The 16,552-nt window shown below is 74.9% G+C and carries 18 protein-coding genes; 2 read left to right on the top strand and 16 right to left on the bottom strand.

Annotated elements, in window-relative coordinates:
- From groEL to tsaB, 5 genes are all read right to left on the bottom strand, one after another.
- On the bottom strand, positions 1-880 hold an 880-nt coding region (gene groEL, locus VG276_13590; GenBank protein HEV8650405.1), incomplete at its 3' end, for a chaperonin GroEL.
- A gap of 123 nt (positions 881-1,003) precedes the next feature.
- Positions 1,004-1,297, bottom strand: coding sequence for a co-chaperone GroES (gene groES / locus VG276_13595; GenBank protein ID HEV8650406.1), 294 nt, complete (start codon positions 1,295-1,297; stop codon positions 1,004-1,006).
- 246 nt (positions 1,298-1,543) lie between these two features.
- Complete coding sequence (gene tsaD / locus VG276_13600; GenBank protein ID HEV8650407.1) at positions 1,544-2,635, bottom strand: tRNA (adenosine(37)-N6)-threonylcarbamoyltransferase complex transferase subunit TsaD; 1,092 nt, start codon at positions 2,633-2,635, stop codon at positions 1,544-1,546.
- Between the two features lie 238 nt (positions 2,636-2,873).
- A complete protein-coding gene (gene rimI / locus VG276_13605) occupies positions 2,874-3,440 on the bottom strand; it encodes a ribosomal protein S18-alanine N-acetyltransferase (GenBank protein HEV8650408.1) in 567 nt (188 codons plus the stop codon).
- A 2-nt stretch (positions 3,441-3,442) separates the two neighbouring features.
- On the bottom strand, positions 3,443-4,183 hold the full coding sequence (tsaB, locus tag VG276_13610; protein ID HEV8650409.1) for a tRNA (adenosine(37)-N6)-threonylcarbamoyltransferase complex dimerization subunit type 1 TsaB: 741 nt from the start codon (positions 4,181-4,183) through the stop codon (positions 3,443-3,445).
- Between the two features lie 259 nt (positions 4,184-4,442).
- Here tsaB and VG276_13615 point away from each other — a divergent pair, with 259 nt between their 5' ends.
- Together VG276_13615 and VG276_13620 are read left to right on the top strand one after the other, a co-directional pair.
- Entirely contained in the window at positions 4,443-5,309 is an 867-nt protein-coding gene (locus VG276_13615) for a diguanylate cyclase (protein HEV8650410.1), read from the top strand.
- Positions 5,310-5,559: 250 nt separating this feature from the next.
- Positions 5,560-6,231 (top strand): PadR family transcriptional regulator, encoded by a 672-nt coding sequence (locus VG276_13620; GenBank protein ID HEV8650411.1) that lies wholly within the window; start codon positions 5,560-5,562, stop codon positions 6,229-6,231.
- 40 nt (positions 6,232-6,271) lie between these two features.
- On the opposite strand, the gene tsaE is transcribed toward VG276_13620, so the two are convergent.
- The 11 genes from tsaE to VG276_13675 form a co-directional block, all read right to left on the bottom strand.
- Entirely contained in the window at positions 6,272-6,778 is a 507-nt protein-coding gene (gene tsaE, locus VG276_13625) for a tRNA (adenosine(37)-N6)-threonylcarbamoyltransferase complex ATPase subunit type 1 TsaE (GenBank protein ID HEV8650412.1), read from the bottom strand.
- A gap of 4 nt (positions 6,779-6,782) precedes the next feature.
- A complete protein-coding gene (locus tag VG276_13630) occupies positions 6,783-7,553 on the bottom strand; it encodes a uracil-DNA glycosylase family protein (protein HEV8650413.1) in 771 nt (256 codons plus the stop codon).
- The gene (locus VG276_13635) at positions 7,553-7,780 is read right to left on the bottom strand and encodes a zinc ribbon domain-containing protein (GenBank protein HEV8650414.1); all 228 of its coding nucleotides are present in this window, start codon (positions 7,778-7,780) and stop codon (positions 7,553-7,555) included. The genes VG276_13630 and VG276_13635 overlap by 1 nt, the downstream gene beginning before the upstream one ends.
- A gap of 2 nt (positions 7,781-7,782) precedes the next feature.
- Positions 7,783-8,829: a P1 family peptidase gene (locus VG276_13640; protein HEV8650415.1), complete on the bottom strand. Its 1,047-nt coding sequence runs from the start codon at positions 8,827-8,829 to the stop codon at positions 7,783-7,785.
- Positions 8,830-8,836: 7 nt separating this feature from the next.
- Positions 8,837-10,255: an alpha/beta hydrolase gene (locus tag VG276_13645; GenBank protein ID HEV8650416.1), complete on the bottom strand. Its 1,419-nt coding sequence runs from the start codon at positions 10,253-10,255 to the stop codon at positions 8,837-8,839.
- Positions 10,255-11,493, bottom strand: a complete 1,239-nt coding sequence (alr, locus tag VG276_13650; GenBank protein HEV8650417.1) for an alanine racemase — start codon at positions 11,491-11,493, stop codon at positions 10,255-10,257. Before alr ends, VG276_13645 begins: the two co-directional genes overlap by 1 nt.
- 118 nt (positions 11,494-11,611) lie before the next feature.
- Positions 11,612-13,135, bottom strand: coding sequence for an NAD(P)H-hydrate dehydratase (locus VG276_13655; GenBank protein HEV8650418.1), 1,524 nt, complete (start codon positions 13,133-13,135; stop codon positions 11,612-11,614).
- Positions 13,132-13,644 carry a holo-ACP synthase gene (acpS, locus tag VG276_13660; GenBank protein HEV8650419.1) on the bottom strand — a complete coding sequence of 171 codons (513 nt, stop codon included), beginning with the start codon at positions 13,642-13,644 and terminating at the stop codon, positions 13,132-13,134. Before acpS ends, VG276_13655 begins: the two co-directional genes overlap by 4 nt.
- Positions 13,641-13,988, bottom strand: coding sequence for a hypothetical protein (locus VG276_13665; protein ID HEV8650420.1), 348 nt, complete (start codon positions 13,986-13,988; stop codon positions 13,641-13,643). Before VG276_13665 ends, acpS begins: the two co-directional genes overlap by 4 nt.
- A gap of 47 nt (positions 13,989-14,035) precedes the next feature.
- The gene (gene glmS, locus VG276_13670) at positions 14,036-15,916 is read right to left on the bottom strand and encodes a glutamine--fructose-6-phosphate transaminase (isomerizing) (protein HEV8650421.1); all 1,881 of its coding nucleotides are present in this window, start codon (positions 15,914-15,916) and stop codon (positions 14,036-14,038) included.
- A 120-nt stretch (positions 15,917-16,036) separates the two neighbouring features.
- Positions 16,037-16,480 carry a hypothetical protein gene (locus VG276_13675; GenBank protein HEV8650422.1) on the bottom strand — a complete coding sequence of 148 codons (444 nt, stop codon included), beginning with the start codon at positions 16,478-16,480 and terminating at the stop codon, positions 16,037-16,039.
- Positions 16,481-16,552: the final 72 nt, after the last annotated feature.

A 16,552-nucleotide genomic window follows, 5' to 3' on the forward strand; every position in this document is an offset into this window, starting at 1 on the left:
TGAGGACCGCGATGTCGCCCAGCATGGCCTTGCGCCGGTCACCGAACCCGGGGGCCTTGACCGCGACGCTCTTGAACGTGCCGCGGATCTTGTTGACCACCAGGGTGGCCAGGGCCTCGCCGTCGACGTCCTCGGCGATGACCACCAGCGGGCGGCCCGACTGGATCACCTTCTCGAGCAGCGGCAGCAGGCTCTGGGCCGACGAGATCTTCTGGTTGGCGATCAGGATGTAGGGGTCCTCGAAGACCGCTTCCATGCGGTCCTGGTCGGTCACGAAGTAGGGCGAGATGTAGCCCTTGTCGAACTGCATGCCCTCGGTGAACTCGAGCTCGATGCCGAAGGTCTGCGACTCGTCGACGGTGATGACCCCGTCCTTGCCCACCTTGTCCATGGCCTCGGCGATGACCTGGCCGATCTCGGGGTCCTGGGCCGAGATGGTCGCCACCGACGCGACCTCTTCCTTGGTCTCGATCTCGCGCGCCTGGTTGCGGAGGTTCTCGGCGACGGCCTCGACGGCCTTCTCGATGCCGCGCTTCAGCGCCATCGGGCTGGCGCCGGCGGCCACGTTGCGCAGGCCCTCGTGGACCAGCGACTGGGCCAGCACGGTGGCGGTGGTGGTGCCGTCACCGGCCACGTCGTTGGTCTTGGTCGCGACCTCCTTGGCGAGCTGGGCGCCCAGGTTCTCTTGGTGGTCCTCGAGCTCGATCTCCTTGGCGATGGTGACGCCGTCGTTGGTGATCGTGGGGGCGCCCCACTTCTTGTCGAGCACGACGTTGCGGCCCCGAGGCCCCAGCGTGACCCGTACCACGTTGGCGAGCTTGTCGACGCCGGCCTCGAGCGAGCGGCGGGCGTCGGCGCTGAACACCAGTTCCTTGGCCATTGCTTTCCTTCCCTTGACAGCCCTGGGCGCGAACCCGGCCCCGGCGGCGAGGAACGCGGACGGGCCGGCGGCGACGCTCGCGGTGCGGAGCGGTCGGCGCCGGCCCGGTACCCTTCCGGGTCCTTACTTGAGGACGATGGCGAGGACGTCGCGGGCGGAGAGGATGAGGTAGTCCTCGCCGCCGAGCTTGACCTCGGTGCCGCCGTACTTGGAGTAGATGACGGTGTCGCCGACCTTCACGTCGAGCGGTACCCGGGTGCCGTCCTCGAAGCGGCCCGGCCCGACGGCGATGACCTCGCCCTCCTGGGGCTTCTCCTTGGCGGTGTCGGGGATGACGAGCCCGGAGGCGGTCATCTCCTCGCCCTCGCCCGGCTTGACGACGATGCGGTCCTCGAGCGGCTGCAGGTTGACGCTCATCGGTTCCTCCTGTTGCGGCGCGCCGCCGCGCGGCGGCGCGCAATCGACTGGCCCGGTGGCTGGACGAGCCACGAAGGGCGTGCTTCGGGCGGTGTGGCCTGTGCTGCGGGCTGTGACTGACGCTGCCGCGGATGTTAGCACTCGACATTGTCGAGTGCTAGTCGGTGGGCCGGGCAGGCGACGCCGGGGAGGGCGGGCACGAGCGGCATCCGGACGCGGTCTGGTCGCGCGCTCCCCGCCGGCACGTCAGCTCCGGGCCTCGCCGGGCCCGGGCGCGGCCGCTCGCGGCTTCCGGTGCCGGTTCGAGCGGCGGGGGGCCCGACGCCCCACCCCGGGAGCGATCGGCAGGTTGGGGTCGGCGCCCAGGTCGAGCGGGGCGCGCTCGCCCCGCTCGAGCGCGAACGTGCCGGCGCAGGCGACCATGGCGCCGTTGTCGGTGCACAGCGCCGGGGAGGGCACCAGGACTCGGACCCCCGCGTCGCGGGCCGCCTCGAGCAGCCGCCAGCGCAGCCGCGAGTTGGCCGCCACGCCGCCGGCGAGCAGCACGGTGTCGAGCCCCTCGCGCTTGGCCGCGCCCAGCACCTTGCTCACCTGGACGTCGACCACGGCCTCCTGGAACGACGCGGCAACGTCGGCCACGCGCAGCTCCTCGCCGGCCTCCTCGACCTTGCGCACGTGGCGGAGCACGGCGGTCTTCAGGCCGGACAGCGAGAAGTCGTCGGTGCCGTCGTCGAGCAGGGCACGTGGGAAGCGGACCGCGCCCGGGTCGCCCTCCTTGGCCAGCTCGTCCAGGATCGGACCGCCCGGGTACCCCAGCCCGAGCACCCTGGCCACCTTGTCGTAGGCCTCGCCGGCGGCGTCGTCGATGGTCTGGCCGAGGACCCGGAACCGCTCGTCGGCCTCCGCGACCAGCAGGCTCGTGTGACCGCCGGAGACCACGAACACCACAGCGGGCAGCGGCAGCGGGCCGTGCTCGAGCACGTTGGCGTAGACGTGGGCGATCAGGTGGTTGACCCCGACCAGGGGGCGGTCCAGGGCGAGGGCGTACGCCTTGGCCGCGGCCACCCCCACCAGCAGCGAGCCGGCCAGGCCGGGCCCGATGGTCACCGCGAAGCCGTCGACGTCCTCGAGCCTCGCCCCGCCGAGCGCGAGGGCCTGCTCGACCGCGGGGTGCAGCAGGTCGACATGGGCCCGGGAAGCCACCTCGGGCACCACCCCGCCGTAGCGGTCGTGCAGGGTCCGCTGGTCGGCGACCACGTTCGAGCGCACCCGCCGGCCGTCCTCGACCAGCGCGACGCCGGTCTCGTCGCAGCTCGTCTCGATCCCGAGGACCAGCATGGCTACTGCCTCCCCTCCAGACGTCCGCCCGGCCGGCGCCTGGCCGGGGTGGACGACGCCTCGGCGTGGCCGTCACGGGAACCCGGCAGCGACCGGACGAGCCTCGCCGGAGTCGGCATCAACGCACCTGCCGGGGCTGGCATCAACGCACCTGCCTGAGTCGGCATCGGCGCACCTCGCGGGGCTGGCATCGGCGCACCTGCCAGGGCTGGCATCGGCGCACCTCGCGGGGTCGGCATCAGCGCACCTCGCGGGGCTCTGGGATGCGGCGGGCCAGCTCGCCCAGGCGGGCGGTGTACGCGGAGGTCTGCAGGCCCTCGGCCCACATGATGAGCGCGTCCTCGCCGGTCTCGGCGTAGTAGTTCTTGCGGATGCCGACCGGCGCGAAGCCGAACTGGTGGTACAGGCCCTGGGCGGCGTGGTTGGCCACCCGCACCTCGAGCGTGCAGGCGGTCGCGCCCCTGCGCCTGGCCTCGGCGACCAGCGCGAACAGCAGCCGGGCGGCGATCTTGCGCCGGTGCTGGTCGGGGTCGACCGCGATGTTGGTGACGTGCGCCTCGTCGCCGAAGACCATCAGGCCGGCGTAGCCCACCACCCGGCGGTGGGCCCGGGCGACGATGTAGTAGCGGGTCGAGCGCTGGACGATCTCAGAAAGGAACAGGGTCATCGTCCACGGGCGCGGGTAGACGCGGCGCTCGATGTCGAGCACCTGACCGATGTGGCGCCGGCGCATGACGGTCAGCTCGATGGCGGCCGGCGGGCGGGGGCCCTCGACCTGGCCCGGCGGTGGGTACAGGGAAGCCAAGGTCAGGCTCCTGGCGCCGTCGGGGCCTGGCGGGCCCCGACCCCCTGGGAGCGGGCCAGCCGCCGCTCGACCGCGGGGTCGACGTCGGGCCGGCGGAGGTACATGGGGGACACGTCCAGCGGCAGGGTGTACTCCTCACGGTGGAAGCGGGGCAGGGCCAGCTCGATCAGGGCCTCGGCCGAGGGCGCGGACCCGGCGTGGCTCGCGAGGTGGACGCGCTCGTCGAGGTGCTCGAAGCTGGCGGCGTAGGCCGCCACGCCCGAGCCGACCAGCAGCATGTCCTCGCGCCGGGCTTCCAGCTCGGCGGCCAGCCGGTCCGGGCGCAGCACGGCGTACCTGCTCAGACGCTGGATGCCCCCGGGCGCGTGCCGGTACAGGGCGGCGAACAGCTCGCCCCTCCTGGCGTCGATGACCGCGCACACGGTACGGGCCGTGTGCCGGTGGGCGAACGCGATCAGGTCCAGGCTGGGCACGGCCACCATGGGCAGGCGCCAGGCCTGGGCGAGCGCCTTGGCGGTCGCCACCCCGACCCGCAGGCCCGTGAACAGGCCCGGGCCGATGCCGACCGCGATCCCACCCAGCGACCCCGGCTCGAGGTCGGCCCGGTCGAGCACCCAGCGCACCGACGGCGACAGCAGCTCCGCATGGGCGCGCTCATGACGCACGGACACCGCCGCGCAAGCGCCCGTCTCCGTGCCGACGGCGACGCTCGTGACGGCGGTGGCGGTGTCGATGCCGAGCACGAACAACTCGAGACCTCCGGGACGCTCGCCAACTCGGTCCCCATTGTTGCATCCCGGTGCACCCTGTCCCGTGTCACCCCCAGGTCCGTGTCCGCTACCTCCCCGGAATCCTGCACCGTCTCCCAGCTCTGCTGAGCCCGCCGGCTCAAGGACCTGCCGGCGCGTCCGATCTTCCATCCACACGACAACGACATCGATGTCGCCGGGCTCGATCTCGCGGAGCCGTCGGAGGTACCAGCGCACCACAGAGGGAGCTTCGATGGCACGGGTGCTGATCGTCCAGGCGCACGAGCAGTCTCGGTCCGACACCGCCGCCGAGCTGCACGCGGAGGGCCACGAGGTCCTCGAGGCGGAGTCGGCCGAGCGCGCGGTCACGGTCGCCCGCGACGCCGAACCGGAGATCATCCTGCTCGACCCGATGCTGCCCGACCGCTCCGGCTACGAGGTGTACGCCACCCTGCAGCGCGACCCGGCCACCGTGGCCATCCCGGTGCTGTTCCTCTCGAGCCCAGGGCGCAGCCGCGTCACCCGCGCGCTGGTCGGCGGGCTCGACATCACCACCCGGCTCGGCCTGGCCCTGCGCACCAAGACGCTGCACGAGGAGCTGCGGCTCGGGGACGCCCGCCTGCGCTCGGCCCTGCTCACCGACTCCCTGACCGGGCTCGCCAACCGGCGGGCGGTGGAGGAGCGGCTGCGGGCGGCCAGCGACACGGCCAGGTCGGGCGCCGGCCCGCTCTCGGTGGCCCTGGCCGACCTCGACGAGTTCACCGCGGTCAACGAGGAGTGGGGCTACGCGGTCGGCGACCACATGCTGCAGGCGTTCGCGGGCCTGCTGCACGAGTCGTGCCGGGGCGAGGACGTGATCGGCCGCTACGAGGGCGAGGCGTTCCTGCTGATCCTGCCGGGCACCCGGCTCGACGAGGCTTGGTATGTGGCCGAGCGGGTCCGGGAGCGGGCCGCTGCCCTCGGCCTCGCGCTCGGCGCCACGTCCGGGCCGCAGCTCTCGGCCTCGTTCGGGGTGGCCGAGCACCGCGAGCCCGACTCCTGGAGCGACCTGCTCGGTCGCGCGGTAGCCGCCCTCAGGCGGGCCAAGCGGGCCGGCCGGAACCGCTGCGAGGTGGCCTGACCAGGCGGTCCGCTGCGAGGTGGCCTGACCGGGCGGTCCGACCTGGTCAGCAGGTGGCGGGACTGACGGTCACGGAGCAACCGTTGCTCGGTGCCGCAGGCCTGGCAGCCGAGCCGGGTCAGGGTGAGGGTGGTGTCGCCTGCGGAGTACCGGCTCACGTGGTCGCCTCGATCTTGCATGCTGATCTTTGCCGATATATCGTGAACATACGAGTTCGTCGAGACGATCGTCAGAAGAAGGGAGCAGGGCGATGCATGCGACAGGTGCGATGCGAGGGCCTTGGGGCGGTTTCGGACCGGGCCGGGCCGCATGGGCGGCGATGGCCGCCGGGCGCCGGGGGCCGGGGTCCTTCGGGCACGGCCCGCGGGGCGGGTTCCTGTTCGGCGGGCCGCCGTTTGGCGGCTTCCCAGGGCCGATGTTCGGGCGCGGTCCGAAGGTGCGGCGTGGCGACGTCCGCGCCGCCACGCTGGCCGTGCTGGCTGAGCGGCCGCTCCACGGCTACCAGATCATCCAGGAGATCACCGAGCGGAGCGGGGGAGTGTGGCGGCCAAGCCCGGGCTCGGTCTACCCGGCGGTCCAGCAGCTCGAGGACGAGGGCCTCGTGCGGGTCGAGAAGCAGCACGGGCGCCGCACGGTCCATCTCACCGACGCCGGGCGCGCATACGTGCAGGAGCACCAGGAGGAGCTCGACGCGGTCTGGGACACGGTGACCGAGAGCGTGAGCGACGAGGTGCTGGAGCTCGGCGACCTCGCCGCGCAGGTGGGCGCCGCCGTCACGCAGGTGGCCCACGCGGGGACCGCCAGCCAGGTCGCCGAGGCAGGCAAGGTCCTGGCCGATGCCCGCCGGGCACTGTACCGGATCCTCGCCGACGGTGATCCCGAGCGCGGCGACCAGCGCCCGGACGGCCCCGGCAGCGTCTGACCGGGGTCACGCGACCCGGCCGGGCGGGGCCGGGTGAGCGTCAGCGGCTGCCGGGGGCGCTGGCCGCGAACGGCCGCAGGGCGGCCTCCAGCTCCCCGGTCCGCTGTGACCAGTCCGGCCCGTGTGCCCGCACCCGGATCTCACGCACCTCGTCGAACCTGGTGTGGAGGGCGAGCTCGAGCCAGCTCTCGGGCATGACGGCCAGCACGCGGTCGGCCCACTCGACGAAGACGACCGTGTCCGGGTCGAACACGTCCTCGAGGCCGAGGTCCTCGAGCTCGGGCGCACCGCTCAGCCGGTAGGCGTCGACGTGCTGGACGGGCACGTCGCCGTCGTACTCCCGTACCAGCATGAAGGTGGGCGAGACGACCGGCTCGCCCACCCCGAGGGCGGCCGCCGCCCCCTGCACGAGCCGGGTCTTGCCCGCGCCGAGGTCCCCGGTCAGCCCGACCACGTCGCCTGGTCCAAGGACCGTGGCCAGGGCCGCCCCGGCCGCCTTGGTGGTCGCCTCGTCGGCCGCCTGGAGCCGCAGCTCGTGCTCGCCCATGGTGTCAGAACAGCCCGAGCTGCTTGGCGTCGGATGGGTCAGGGCTGGCGGCCTCGGACGAGCCGGCCTCCGGGGCCGGGCCCGGCACGGCACGGCCACCCTGGTCCGCCTGGGCCGCGAGTCCGGGGACGCGGCTGGCGGACGGGGTCATCGGCCCGGCGCTGGCGGGGACGCCCGAGGGGGTGGGCGCGGTCGGGGCCGATTGGCTCTCGGCGAGCAGCTTGGCCAGGACCTCGAAGTCCTCCTCCATGCCCTGGAGCGGGCTCGGGCCGACGCGGCTCGAGGTGGCGTGGAGGGCGGCGGCCGGGTGGAAGGTGGGCAGCAGCACGCGGCCCTGGAAGGGGTAGGTTCGGCCGCGCAGGCGGGTGATCCCGGTGGTGGTCTCGAGCAGGGTCTTGGCCGCGAAGTTGCCCAGCGTGACGACCACCTTGGGGTCGACCAGGCGGACCTGGGCGTCGAGCCAGCCCCGGCAGGCCGCGATCTCGTCGGGCTGCGGGTCTCGGTTGCCCGGCGGGCGACTCTTGACCACATTGCAGGTGTAGACGTCCTCGCGGCGCAGGCCGATGCCGGCGAGCAGGCGGTTGAGGAGCTGGCCGGACGGACCGACGAAGGGCTTGCCCTGCTTGTCCTCGTGGAAGCCGGGCGCCTCGCCCACGAACATCAGGTCGGCGTGAGGGTCGCCGTCGCCGAACACCACCTGGGTGCGGCCCTGATGCAGGCGGCAGCGGGTACACGTGGCCGCCTCGGCGGCCACCAGCTCCAGCTCGGTGGGCATCAGCACGCCCCGCAGGCGCCGCCGCAGCAGCCGCCGGATGGTGCGCGCTGCACGTCGCCCCCGCGGGCCGTGCCGGCGCCCGCCCGGGGCGCCGAGAACACGCTGAGCAGCCGGCGGGCCTGCTCAGCCCCGCACGACGGGCAGGCGGTCAGGTCGGCCCGGCCGGTGGGCACGAGGGCGTCGAACCGGTGGTCGCAGTCCGTACAGCGATACTCGTAGAGCGGCACCTTCACGTCCTCCCGGGCTGATCGGACCAGGCCGGGATGCCGGCGACCGCGGTGGCCGCCCGGACCCCGGCCCGGATGGCGAGGGCCAATGCCTCCTCGGCCAGAAAGGCTACCAGGTCGGCCGGTGCCACGACCCTGGGCACGGCCAGGGCGAACACCGTGTCCCCGTCGAAGCTGGTGTGGACTGGGCGGACCGCCCGCGCCATGCCGTCGTGGGCCTGCACGGCGACCCGGTGGACCTCTCCCTTGGTGAGGGTCGCGTCGGTGACGACCAGGCCAAGGGTGGTGCTGCCCCCAGGCGGCACCGGCTCCCCGAGCGGAGGCGCGCCCCACGGTCGCGGACCGGGTGGCTCCCCGGGCGGAGGCGCGCCCCACGGTCGCGGACCGGGCGGCTCCCCGGCGCGGGCCCGCGCCTCGCGCTCGCCCCAGGCCCGGAGCGCAGCCCGGGCCCCTCCCGGAACCCGGGTCCCGGCCACCACGGTGCCGTCGTCGTCGATCACGTCCCCGCCCGCGTTGACCGCGGCCAGGGCGCCCACCGTGAGCGGGCCGACCGTGACGACCGCGTGGCCGAGGCCGCCCTTCATCGCAAGGTCGGGCCCGCCGGACTTGCCGACGGTCGCGCCCGTGCCGGCCCCGACGTTGCCCATCCGGTCCTCGGCCGAGCTCGCGGCCAGGCAGGCGGCCTCCCCTTCGGCCGGGCCGGGACGGGCGTCCCAGCTCCCCACGGCCAGGTCGAACAGCACGGCAGCGGGCACGATCGGGATCGGACGGCCGAAGCGGCCGTAGCCGATCCCCCGCGCCTCGCACCAGGCGACCACGCCTTGGGCCGCGGCCAGCCCAAATGCGCTCCCTCCGGTGAGCAACACCGCGGACACGCCCTCGACGTGGGCCTGGGGCTGGAGCACGTCGGTCTCTCTGGTGCCGGGACCGCCGCCGCGCACGCTGACCGAGGCGACGTTCCCGGCCGGGGGGATCACCACCGTGCAGCCGGTCAGCCCGACCGGGTCGGTCCAGTGCCCGACCGCCAGGTCGTCGATGCCGAGGCTCACGGTGGGCTCACGAGTCGCGGATGCGGCGGATCGAGATCTGGTCGCGGCCGGCCAGCTTGGGGACCGGGGTCGAGGACCGACGCCGGCGGCCGCGCCCGGCCGGGCCGAGCACCTCGCGGGCGAACGCGGCGATCTCGGCGTCCAGGACCTCGTGCTCTTCGAGGAAGGCGTTGTGGCCGGCGTCCTCCAGGACGACCAGGCGTGCGCCGCCGATCTTCTCGGCCATGTGGCGGGCGGAGGCGACCGGGGTCAGCCGGTCCTTGTCCCCCACGGCGATCAGGGTGGGAACCTCGAGGCCCTCAAGGACCTCGGACAGGTCGAAGTCGATGAGGCTGGGAAAGACCCGGGCCCAGACCTCGATGTCGGTGCCGGCCAGCACGCGGTCGACGAAGGCGACCTGGCTCGGGGAGGGGTTGGAGCCGAAGCCGAACAGGCGCGTGCCGAGGTACCCGAGGTCGCTGCCGCGGCGCCGGAGCTGGTTGGCCCGGCCCGGGTCGGCCCCGAAGAACTTGAACGCGGTCTTGATCGCGGCGCGCTGCACGGTGAGCGCGCCGCGGGCGGTCACGGCCGCGCTCATGCCCTTGAGGGCGTCGGCGTAGGTGGAGCCGACCAGCACGAGGCCGGCGATCCTGGTGCCCAGCTCCTCGGGCCACAGCTCGGCGAGCTTGAGCGCGGCGATGCCGCCCATGGAGTGGGCCACCACCACCACGCGGTCCTCGCCGGTCCAGTCGAGCACCGCGCGGAGGTCGCCGGCGAAGGCGTCCAGCGAGAAGTCGTGGTCGGCGGGCCGGCCCGAACGGCCGTGACCGCGCTGGTCGAAGAAGACGCAGCGGAAGTCGGCGGGCAGGTCGCGCCGCTGGTAGTGCCATGCGTCCTGGTTCAGCGAGAACCCGTGCGAGAACACCAGGCACGGGCCCGAACCGAAGTCCTCCACCTCCAGCTCTGTCCCGTCGTGGCCGGTGACCGTGGCCGGAGCGCCGCGCAGCCCGCCGAACGGCTCGCCCGCCTCCGGGTCCTCGCGCCGCAGGTCCCGCCCGACCAGGGCCCGCTCCACGGCGATGCCGGCGCCGACCCCGAGGACCAGGCCGCCGAGCACCATCCCAGCCCCCCGCACGATCAGGGACGCCCTCGACCTCCCGCCCCCTCCGGCGGCCGCGGGGGCGGTCGTCCGCGCCGACCGCTTGGCCGGCCCGCCGGCCTGCCCCGTCTTGGGCTGGGAACGCGCGGTGGCCGACCGCCGGGCCCGGGCGGCCGGCCGGGGTGCCTTGGCGGCCGGCGGTGCCTCCTCCCCGCCGAGCTGCCCACGGCCGGCCGCGGAACGGCCACCGCGCTCCCGGGACCCGTCCTCCCGCTTCCCGGACCGCGCGCCAGCGGGCCGGCCCTCGGGGCCCTTGCCCCCGCGGGAGCGCTTCCTGGTGCTGGCCACTACCTGCGCACTCCCTCTCCACCCGGTCCGGCGGGCGCGGTCCCGACCGGCCTGCCCGCGCGGGCCGGGCCAGCGGTCACCGGGCCGTCGGCCCGGTCCCCGTGATGGTGCACCCGGGGCAACCGGCTCGACAGCCCGCAGGTCACCTCGTAGTCGATCGTGTCCAGAGCGACCGACCACTCGCGCACGCCGGGCTCGCCCCGGGCCGGGTCACCGAGCAGGGTTGCCACCTCGCCCACCTCGACCGGAGCGTCTCCCACGTCCACCATCACCTGGTCCATCGTCACCCTGCCCACCTGCCGGAAGTCGCGACCGCCGAGCCGCACCCGGATGCGGTCGGAGAGGCCGCGCCTGACCCCGTCGGCATACCCCACCGGCAAGGTGGCGACGCGCGTCCGGGCCGGGGCGGCCCAGCGGTGCCCGTAGGAGACGCGCTCGCCAGCCTCGACCGTGCGCACCGCGGACACCGCCGCCCGCAGGGCAAGGGCCGGCCGCAGCCGGGCCGTCGCCTCCCCGGGCAGGTCCGGGCTTGGCGCCAGGCCGTACAGCTCGATCCCGAGCCGGACCAGGTCGAAGCGGGCGTCATCGCGGAGGGTGGCGCCCGCGCTGTTGGCCAGGTGGCGCCAGCGGGGGGCCAGGCCCGCAGCGGCGGCCGTGGCCAGCGCGTCGCTGTACCGGGCGAGCTGGGCGTCGGTGGTGGCCCGCTGCCCAGGCTCGTCGGCCACGGCGAAGTGGCTCCAGAGCCCGGCCACCTCGAGCCCGGGCTCGGCCAGGGCGGCGGCGGCCAGGGCGGGCAGGGCGGCCGGGTCGCAGCCCTGCCGGTGCATGCCGGTGTCGACCTTGAGGTGGGCGGCGACCGGACGGCCGCCCCGGCGCCCCGCCGCGCCGAACGCCTGCACCCCCGCCGGGGTGCACACGGTCACCGCGATGCCGTGCTCGGCGCAGGCGTCCGCCGAGGCGGGGTGGGGCTCGGAGAGGACGAGGACCGGGGCCGAGATCCCGGCGGCGCGCAGGGCCAGGGCCTCCTCGACGAGAGCGACGCCCAGGCACGAGGCCCCGGCGGAGATGGCGCTGCGGGCCACCGGCACGGCGCCGTGGCCGTAGGCGTCGGCCTTGACCACGGCCAGCACCCGGGCCGGGGCGACCTCGGCGCCCAGGGTACGGGTGTTGTGCGCCACCGCGTCCAGGTCGACCTCCACCCACGCCGGCCGCAGCCCCGGCCACGCCACCGGACTCACCGGGACACTCCTCCGGGGTTCCCCAGACCCCCGGTTCCCCGGGCCCCCGGATTCGCCGGACCCCTCCACCCGTCCCACCGGGGCACCCCTCTGGGCTCCCCGGACCCCTCGGGGGGGCTCACCGGGCCGCCAGGGATCGGGAGAGCAGCTCGGCGAAGGCGGGTGGAAGGTGCTCGGCCACGTCCGCGGCCGCCACCGAGACCGGGGACAGGGCCCGGGCTGCCAAGGCGCCGGCCCGACCGTGCACCCACGCGCCCAGCCGGCCGGCGTCGAACGGGGCGACCCCCTGGGCGAGCAGCGCGCCGGTCAGGCCGGTGAGCACGTCCCCGGTGCCGCCGGTGGCCAGCACGGGCGTGCCGGTCGGGTTGACGACCAGGCGCCCCCCGGGCTCGGCGACCACGGTGTGGTCGCCCTTGAGCAGCACGGTCGCGCCCCAGCGGCGGGCCCGGTCGGCCGCCTGGTGCAGGCGCGTGCCGTCGGCGTCGGGGGCCAGGCGTGCGAACTCGCCAGCGTGCGGGGTGACCAGGGTGGGCGCTCTGCGCTCGGCCAGGGGCGCGCCCGTGCCCAGGGCGACCAGGCCGTCGGCGTCGACCACGGCCGGCCGCTCGAAGCGCGCGAGCAGGGCCCGGACCGCCTCCAAGGTCGCCGCCGACCGGCCCAGGCCGGGCCCGATGGCGAGCGCGGTGGCCTCCCCCAGCCAGCGCTCGCAGGCGTCGACGGCGTCCGGGGTGATGCCGCCGTCGGCCTCGGGCAGGTGGACGGTGAGCGCCTCTGGCACGGCCGCGCCGACCCGGTCGGCCACCGACGCGGGCACGGCCAGGACGAGCAGCCCGGTCCCGGTGCGCCGGGCGCCCAGGCCGACCAGGGTGGGCGCGCCCCCCATGCCGGTTGAGCCCCCGACCGCGAGCAGCACCCCACGGGAGCGCTTGTGCTGTTCCCTCCGGGGCAGCGGTACGAGCCCGGCCAGGTCGGCCGCCTCGCTGATCCCCCAGGGGCCCGGCTCCAGGGGCAGGCCGATGTCGGCCACGTGCAGCCGGCCGACCAGGCCGCTGCCCGGGGCGAGCACGTGCCCTGGCTTGGCCGCCTGGAACGTCACCGTGGCGTCGGCCCGGACCGCCTCGGCTGGCACCGCTCCGGTGGCGGCGTCCACGCCGGAGGGGATGTCGACCGACAGGACCCGCGCCGGGCTCGCGTTGACCGCCTCGATCGCCTCGGCCACCACCCCGTGGGGGGCGCCTGCCGAGCCCGTCCCCAGCAGCCCGTCCAGGACCAGGTCGGCGCCGGCCAGGACCCGGCGGGCCAGGTCGGGCTCGAACACGCGCGCGCGGCCGCCGGCCGCCCTGACCGCGGCCACGCAGCGCCGGCCCTCGCCGTCCAGCCGCTCGGGGTCGGCGGTGAGCAGCGCCTCGGCGCCCGCCCCGGCCCTGGCCAGCCTGGCCAGGGCCTCGAGCGCGTCGCCCCCGTTGTGGCCCTTGCCGGCAACGGCCACCACCCGCTGCCCGGACGCGCCACCGAGCAGGCCGCGCCCTGTCCGGGCCACTGCCGACCCGGCCCGCCCCATCAGCACGGCCACCGGCGTCCCGGCGGCCGCGGCGGCCCGGTCGGCAGCCTGGACCGTGGCCACCTCGGCGAGCGGGATCACCGTGCGGGCTCCCCCGGCCCCGCGCCACCCTGCTCCCCCGGCCCCGCGCCGTCGGGGGCGGTCCGGGACCGCGCGCGCTCGAACCGGCGGCGGACCCAGGGAGGCGGGCCGGGCGGTCGCCGCGGGTAGTCGTCGGGCCCCTCGGCCAGGGCGGTGGCGAACGCCATGTCGCGGGTGTCGGAGAGCGACAGGTGCCAGCGGAGCACTCCGAGCTGGTGCGCCCAGCCGGCCAGTTCACCGGAGAGCTCCACCGAGGGGGCGCCCGAGGGCAGGTTCACGACCTCGATCTCGGTGTAGGTGAAGCCGGAGAAGCCGACCCCGAGCGCCTTGGACACCGCTTCCTTGGCCGCCCACCGTTTGGCCAGGTAGGCGACCGCGCCGATGCCGCGGCGGGCCGAGGCCGCCTGCTCGGTGGTAGTGAAGACGCGGGTTGTGAAGCGAGGGTGACGGTCGACGGCGCGGGCGATGCGGGCGATCTCGACGGCGTCGATGCCGATGCCGACGATCATCGAACCCCGAACTTGGCCCTGACGCCCGGCCTGGTCAGCAGGAAGATCACCAGCCCGTCGAAGAGCAGGCTGAGCAGGCTGACCGAGGCGAGGTCGAGCAGCGTCCTGACGCTGATGGCGGCGATGGCGACGTACCAGCCCCACCGGAGCCCCTTCAGCAGCCCCACCCCACCGGCGATGAGCGCCGCCACCAGGGCGACCCAGAACAGCACGAACCCGTTGGGGCTGCCGAGGCTCGAGAACAGCTCCTGCAGCAGGGGGAAGCCGAGCAGAGCCGCGTCGATGAACAGGAAGATCGCCGCGATGCTGACCGACTGGTCGGGGTCGATGTCATAGGAAGCCATGGTCCGGCAATCGTAGCAGCCGGGCGGCACGGTCAGGTCACGACCAGCTACTCGACCGTGACGCTCTTGGCCAGGTTGCGCGGCTTGTCGATGGGACAGCCCCGGACAGCGGCCACGTGGTAGGCGAACAGCTGCAGCGGGACCAGCGTGAGCAGAGGTGAGAGCAGGCTGGTGGTCGGGGGCACGCGCAGCACGTCGGCGGCGTGCGCGGCCACGTCGGGGTCGCCGTCCTCGGCCACGGCGACCACGGCGGCCCCGCGCGCAGCGACCTCGCGCATGTTCGTCACCGTCTTGGCGTAGACGTGGCTCGACGGGTGCACGACCACGACCGGCGTGCCCTCCTCGACCAGCGCGATCGGCCCGTGCTTGAGCTCGCCGGCCGGGAAGCCCTGGGCGTGGACGTAGCCGGTCTCCTTGAGCTTCAGCGCACCCTCGAGCGCCATCGGGTAGCCGACGTGGCGGCCGACGAACAGGAAGCCGTCAGCCTTGGCGTGCCGCTCGGCCACCGCCCGCACCTCGGCCTCGCGCTCCAGGCAGGCCGCGAGCCGGCCTGGGATGCGCTGGAGCTCGGCGACCACGGCAGCGACCTCGTCGGGGAACATGGTGCCGCGCACCTCGGCCAGGTAGAGCGCGACCAGGTACACGGCGACCAGTTGGGCCGCGAACGTCTTGGTCGCGGCCACGCACACCTCGGGGCCGGCCCGGGTGTACAGCACCGCGTCGGAGTCGCGGGGGATGGAGGCGCCGACCGTGTTGCAGACGGTCAGCACCCGGGCGCGCTGGCGGCGGGCGTAGCGGACCGCGGCCAGGGTGTCGGCCGTCTCGCCGGACTGGGAGATGGCGATCACCAGCGTGTGGCGGTCGAGCACCGGGTCGCGGTAGCGGAACTCGCTGGCCATCTCGATCCCGACCGGCAGCCGGGCCCAGTGCTCGATGGCGTACCTGGCGACCAGGCCGGCGTGGTAGGCGCTGCCGCAGGCGACCACGAACACCTTGTCGATCTCGCGCAGCTCGTCCTCGCTCATGCGCAGCTCGTCGAGCACGAGGCGGCCGGCCAGGTCGGTCCGCCCCTCCAGGGTCTGCTTGACCGCGAGGGGCTGCTCGTGGATCTCCTTGCGCATGAAGTGCTCGTAGCCGCCCTTCTCGGCCGCGGCCACGTCCCAGTCGACGTGGTGGGTGAAGGGGATGACCGGGTCGCCGTGCAGGTCGGTGACCTCGAGGCGGTCGGGAGTGACCACCACCACCTGGTCGTCGTCGAGGATCACGCCGTCCCTGGTGTGGTCGAGGAAGGCGGCGAAGTCGCTCGCGACGAAGCCCTGGCCGTCGGCCCGGCCGGCGACGAGCGGCAGGTCCCGCCTGGCCCCGACCACCGTCTCCGGGTCGCCGGCGTGCAAGACGGCAAGAGCGAACGAGCCCTCCAGCTCGCCCAGGACCGAGCGCACCGCGTCCGGGAAGGCGAGCCCCTTGGCCAGGGCCGCCTCGATCAGGTGGGCGACGCATTCGGTGTCGGTCTGCGACGCGAGCGCGTGCCCGTCGGCCTCGAGCCGGTTCCGCAGGGCGAGGAAGTTCTCGATGATGCCGTTGTGGATGACGGCCACCCGGCCGGTGCAGTCGAGGTGCGGGTGGGCGTTGGCGTCGGTTGGCCGACCGTGCGTGGCCCAGCGGGTGTGGCCGATCCCGGTCCTGCCGGGCAGGGCGTCGTCGGCGCCGAGCTCGCGCTCGAGCATCTCCAGCTTGCCCGCCTTGCGCACCGCCCGGATCCGGCCACGGTGGAGCACGGCGACCCCGGCCGAGTCGTAGCCCCGGTACTCCAGCCGGCGCAGTCCGGCGAGCAGCACAGGCAGGGCCTGGCGCGCTTCAGGCGAGCCGGCCTCCCGTGCCTCAGGCGACCCCGCTTGGCGTCCCGCGTAGCCGACGATCCCGCACATCTGGTCCGCTCCCTGCTCGGCGGCGCTCGGCCGGGCCGCGCACGGGCGGCCCGGGGGGCGTCGGGCACCCGGCGCCGCGAATCGCCGCATGCTACCAGGCCAACAGAAGCTTGCCTCGCTTCAGGGCAGGGGCCGGGGACCGGGCCCGCCCGGAGGCTCGCGCCGGTCCCGAGGATGGGGCTCGCTCGGAGGCTCGCGCCGGTCCCGAGGACGAGGTCCGTCCGGAGGCTCGCGCCGGTCCCAGGGACCGGGTCCGTCCGGAGGCTGAGGCCGGTCACGGTCCGGGTCGAACATGTCCTGCATCTTGCGGAAGGTCCGGCGCTGGAACAGGAAGAGGAGCAGCCCGGCGATGACCGCGACCACGATGAACGGGCCGTTCATGCGCCCGCCCGGACCCTGCCCGGCCGGCGTCGAGGAGGTCGGGGAGGACGTCTGGGCCATGGCGGGCACCACCCCGAGCACGAGGAGCGCGTGCGCGGCCGCAGCGGCGGCCGCGGCCGGCCGGCCCGCCCTCCTCCGGTCCGGAACCGCGGGGGTCCTCGTCGGGATCGGCTGCTCCGGCATGGAGACGATCCTACTCCCCCGCACCCTGGCCCACCGGGCCTGGGCGGGGGGCGGTGGGTGGGCCCGGGGTCA

The organism is Actinomycetes bacterium (assembly GCA_036000965.1).
Classification (GTDB): domain Bacteria; phylum Actinomycetota; class CALGFH01; order CALGFH01; family CALGFH01; genus DASYUT01.

Coding starts and splice junctions, on each gene's coding strand:
- VG276_13665 (HEV8650420.1), bottom strand. CDS start 13,988: ATGGCTTCCTATGACATCGACCCCGACCAGTCGGTCAGCATCGCGGCG.
- VG276_13615 (HEV8650410.1), top strand. CDS start 4,443: ATGGCACGGGTGCTGATCGTCCAGGCGCACGAGCAGTCTCGGTCCGAC.
- VG276_13630 (HEV8650413.1), bottom strand. CDS start 7,553: ATGCCCACCGAGCTGGAGCTGGTGGCCGCCGAGGCGGCCACGTGTACC.
- tsaD (HEV8650407.1), bottom strand. CDS start 2,635: ATGCTGGTCCTCGGGATCGAGACGAGCTGCGACGAGACCGGCGTCGCG.
- groES (HEV8650406.1), bottom strand. CDS start 1,297: ATGAGCGTCAACCTGCAGCCGCTCGAGGACCGCATCGTCGTCAAGCCG.
- VG276_13620 (HEV8650411.1), top strand. CDS start 5,560: ATGCATGCGACAGGTGCGATGCGAGGGCCTTGGGGCGGTTTCGGACCG.
- glmS (HEV8650421.1), bottom strand. CDS start 15,916: ATGTGCGGGATCGTCGGCTACGCGGGACGCCAAGCGGGGTCGCCTGAG.
- acpS (HEV8650419.1), bottom strand. CDS start 13,644: ATGATCGTCGGCATCGGCATCGACGCCGTCGAGATCGCCCGCATCGCC.
- VG276_13675 (HEV8650422.1), bottom strand. CDS start 16,480: ATGCCGGAGCAGCCGATCCCGACGAGGACCCCCGCGGTTCCGGACCGG.
- tsaE (HEV8650412.1), bottom strand. CDS start 6,778: ATGGGCGAGCACGAGCTGCGGCTCCAGGCGGCCGACGAGGCGACCACC.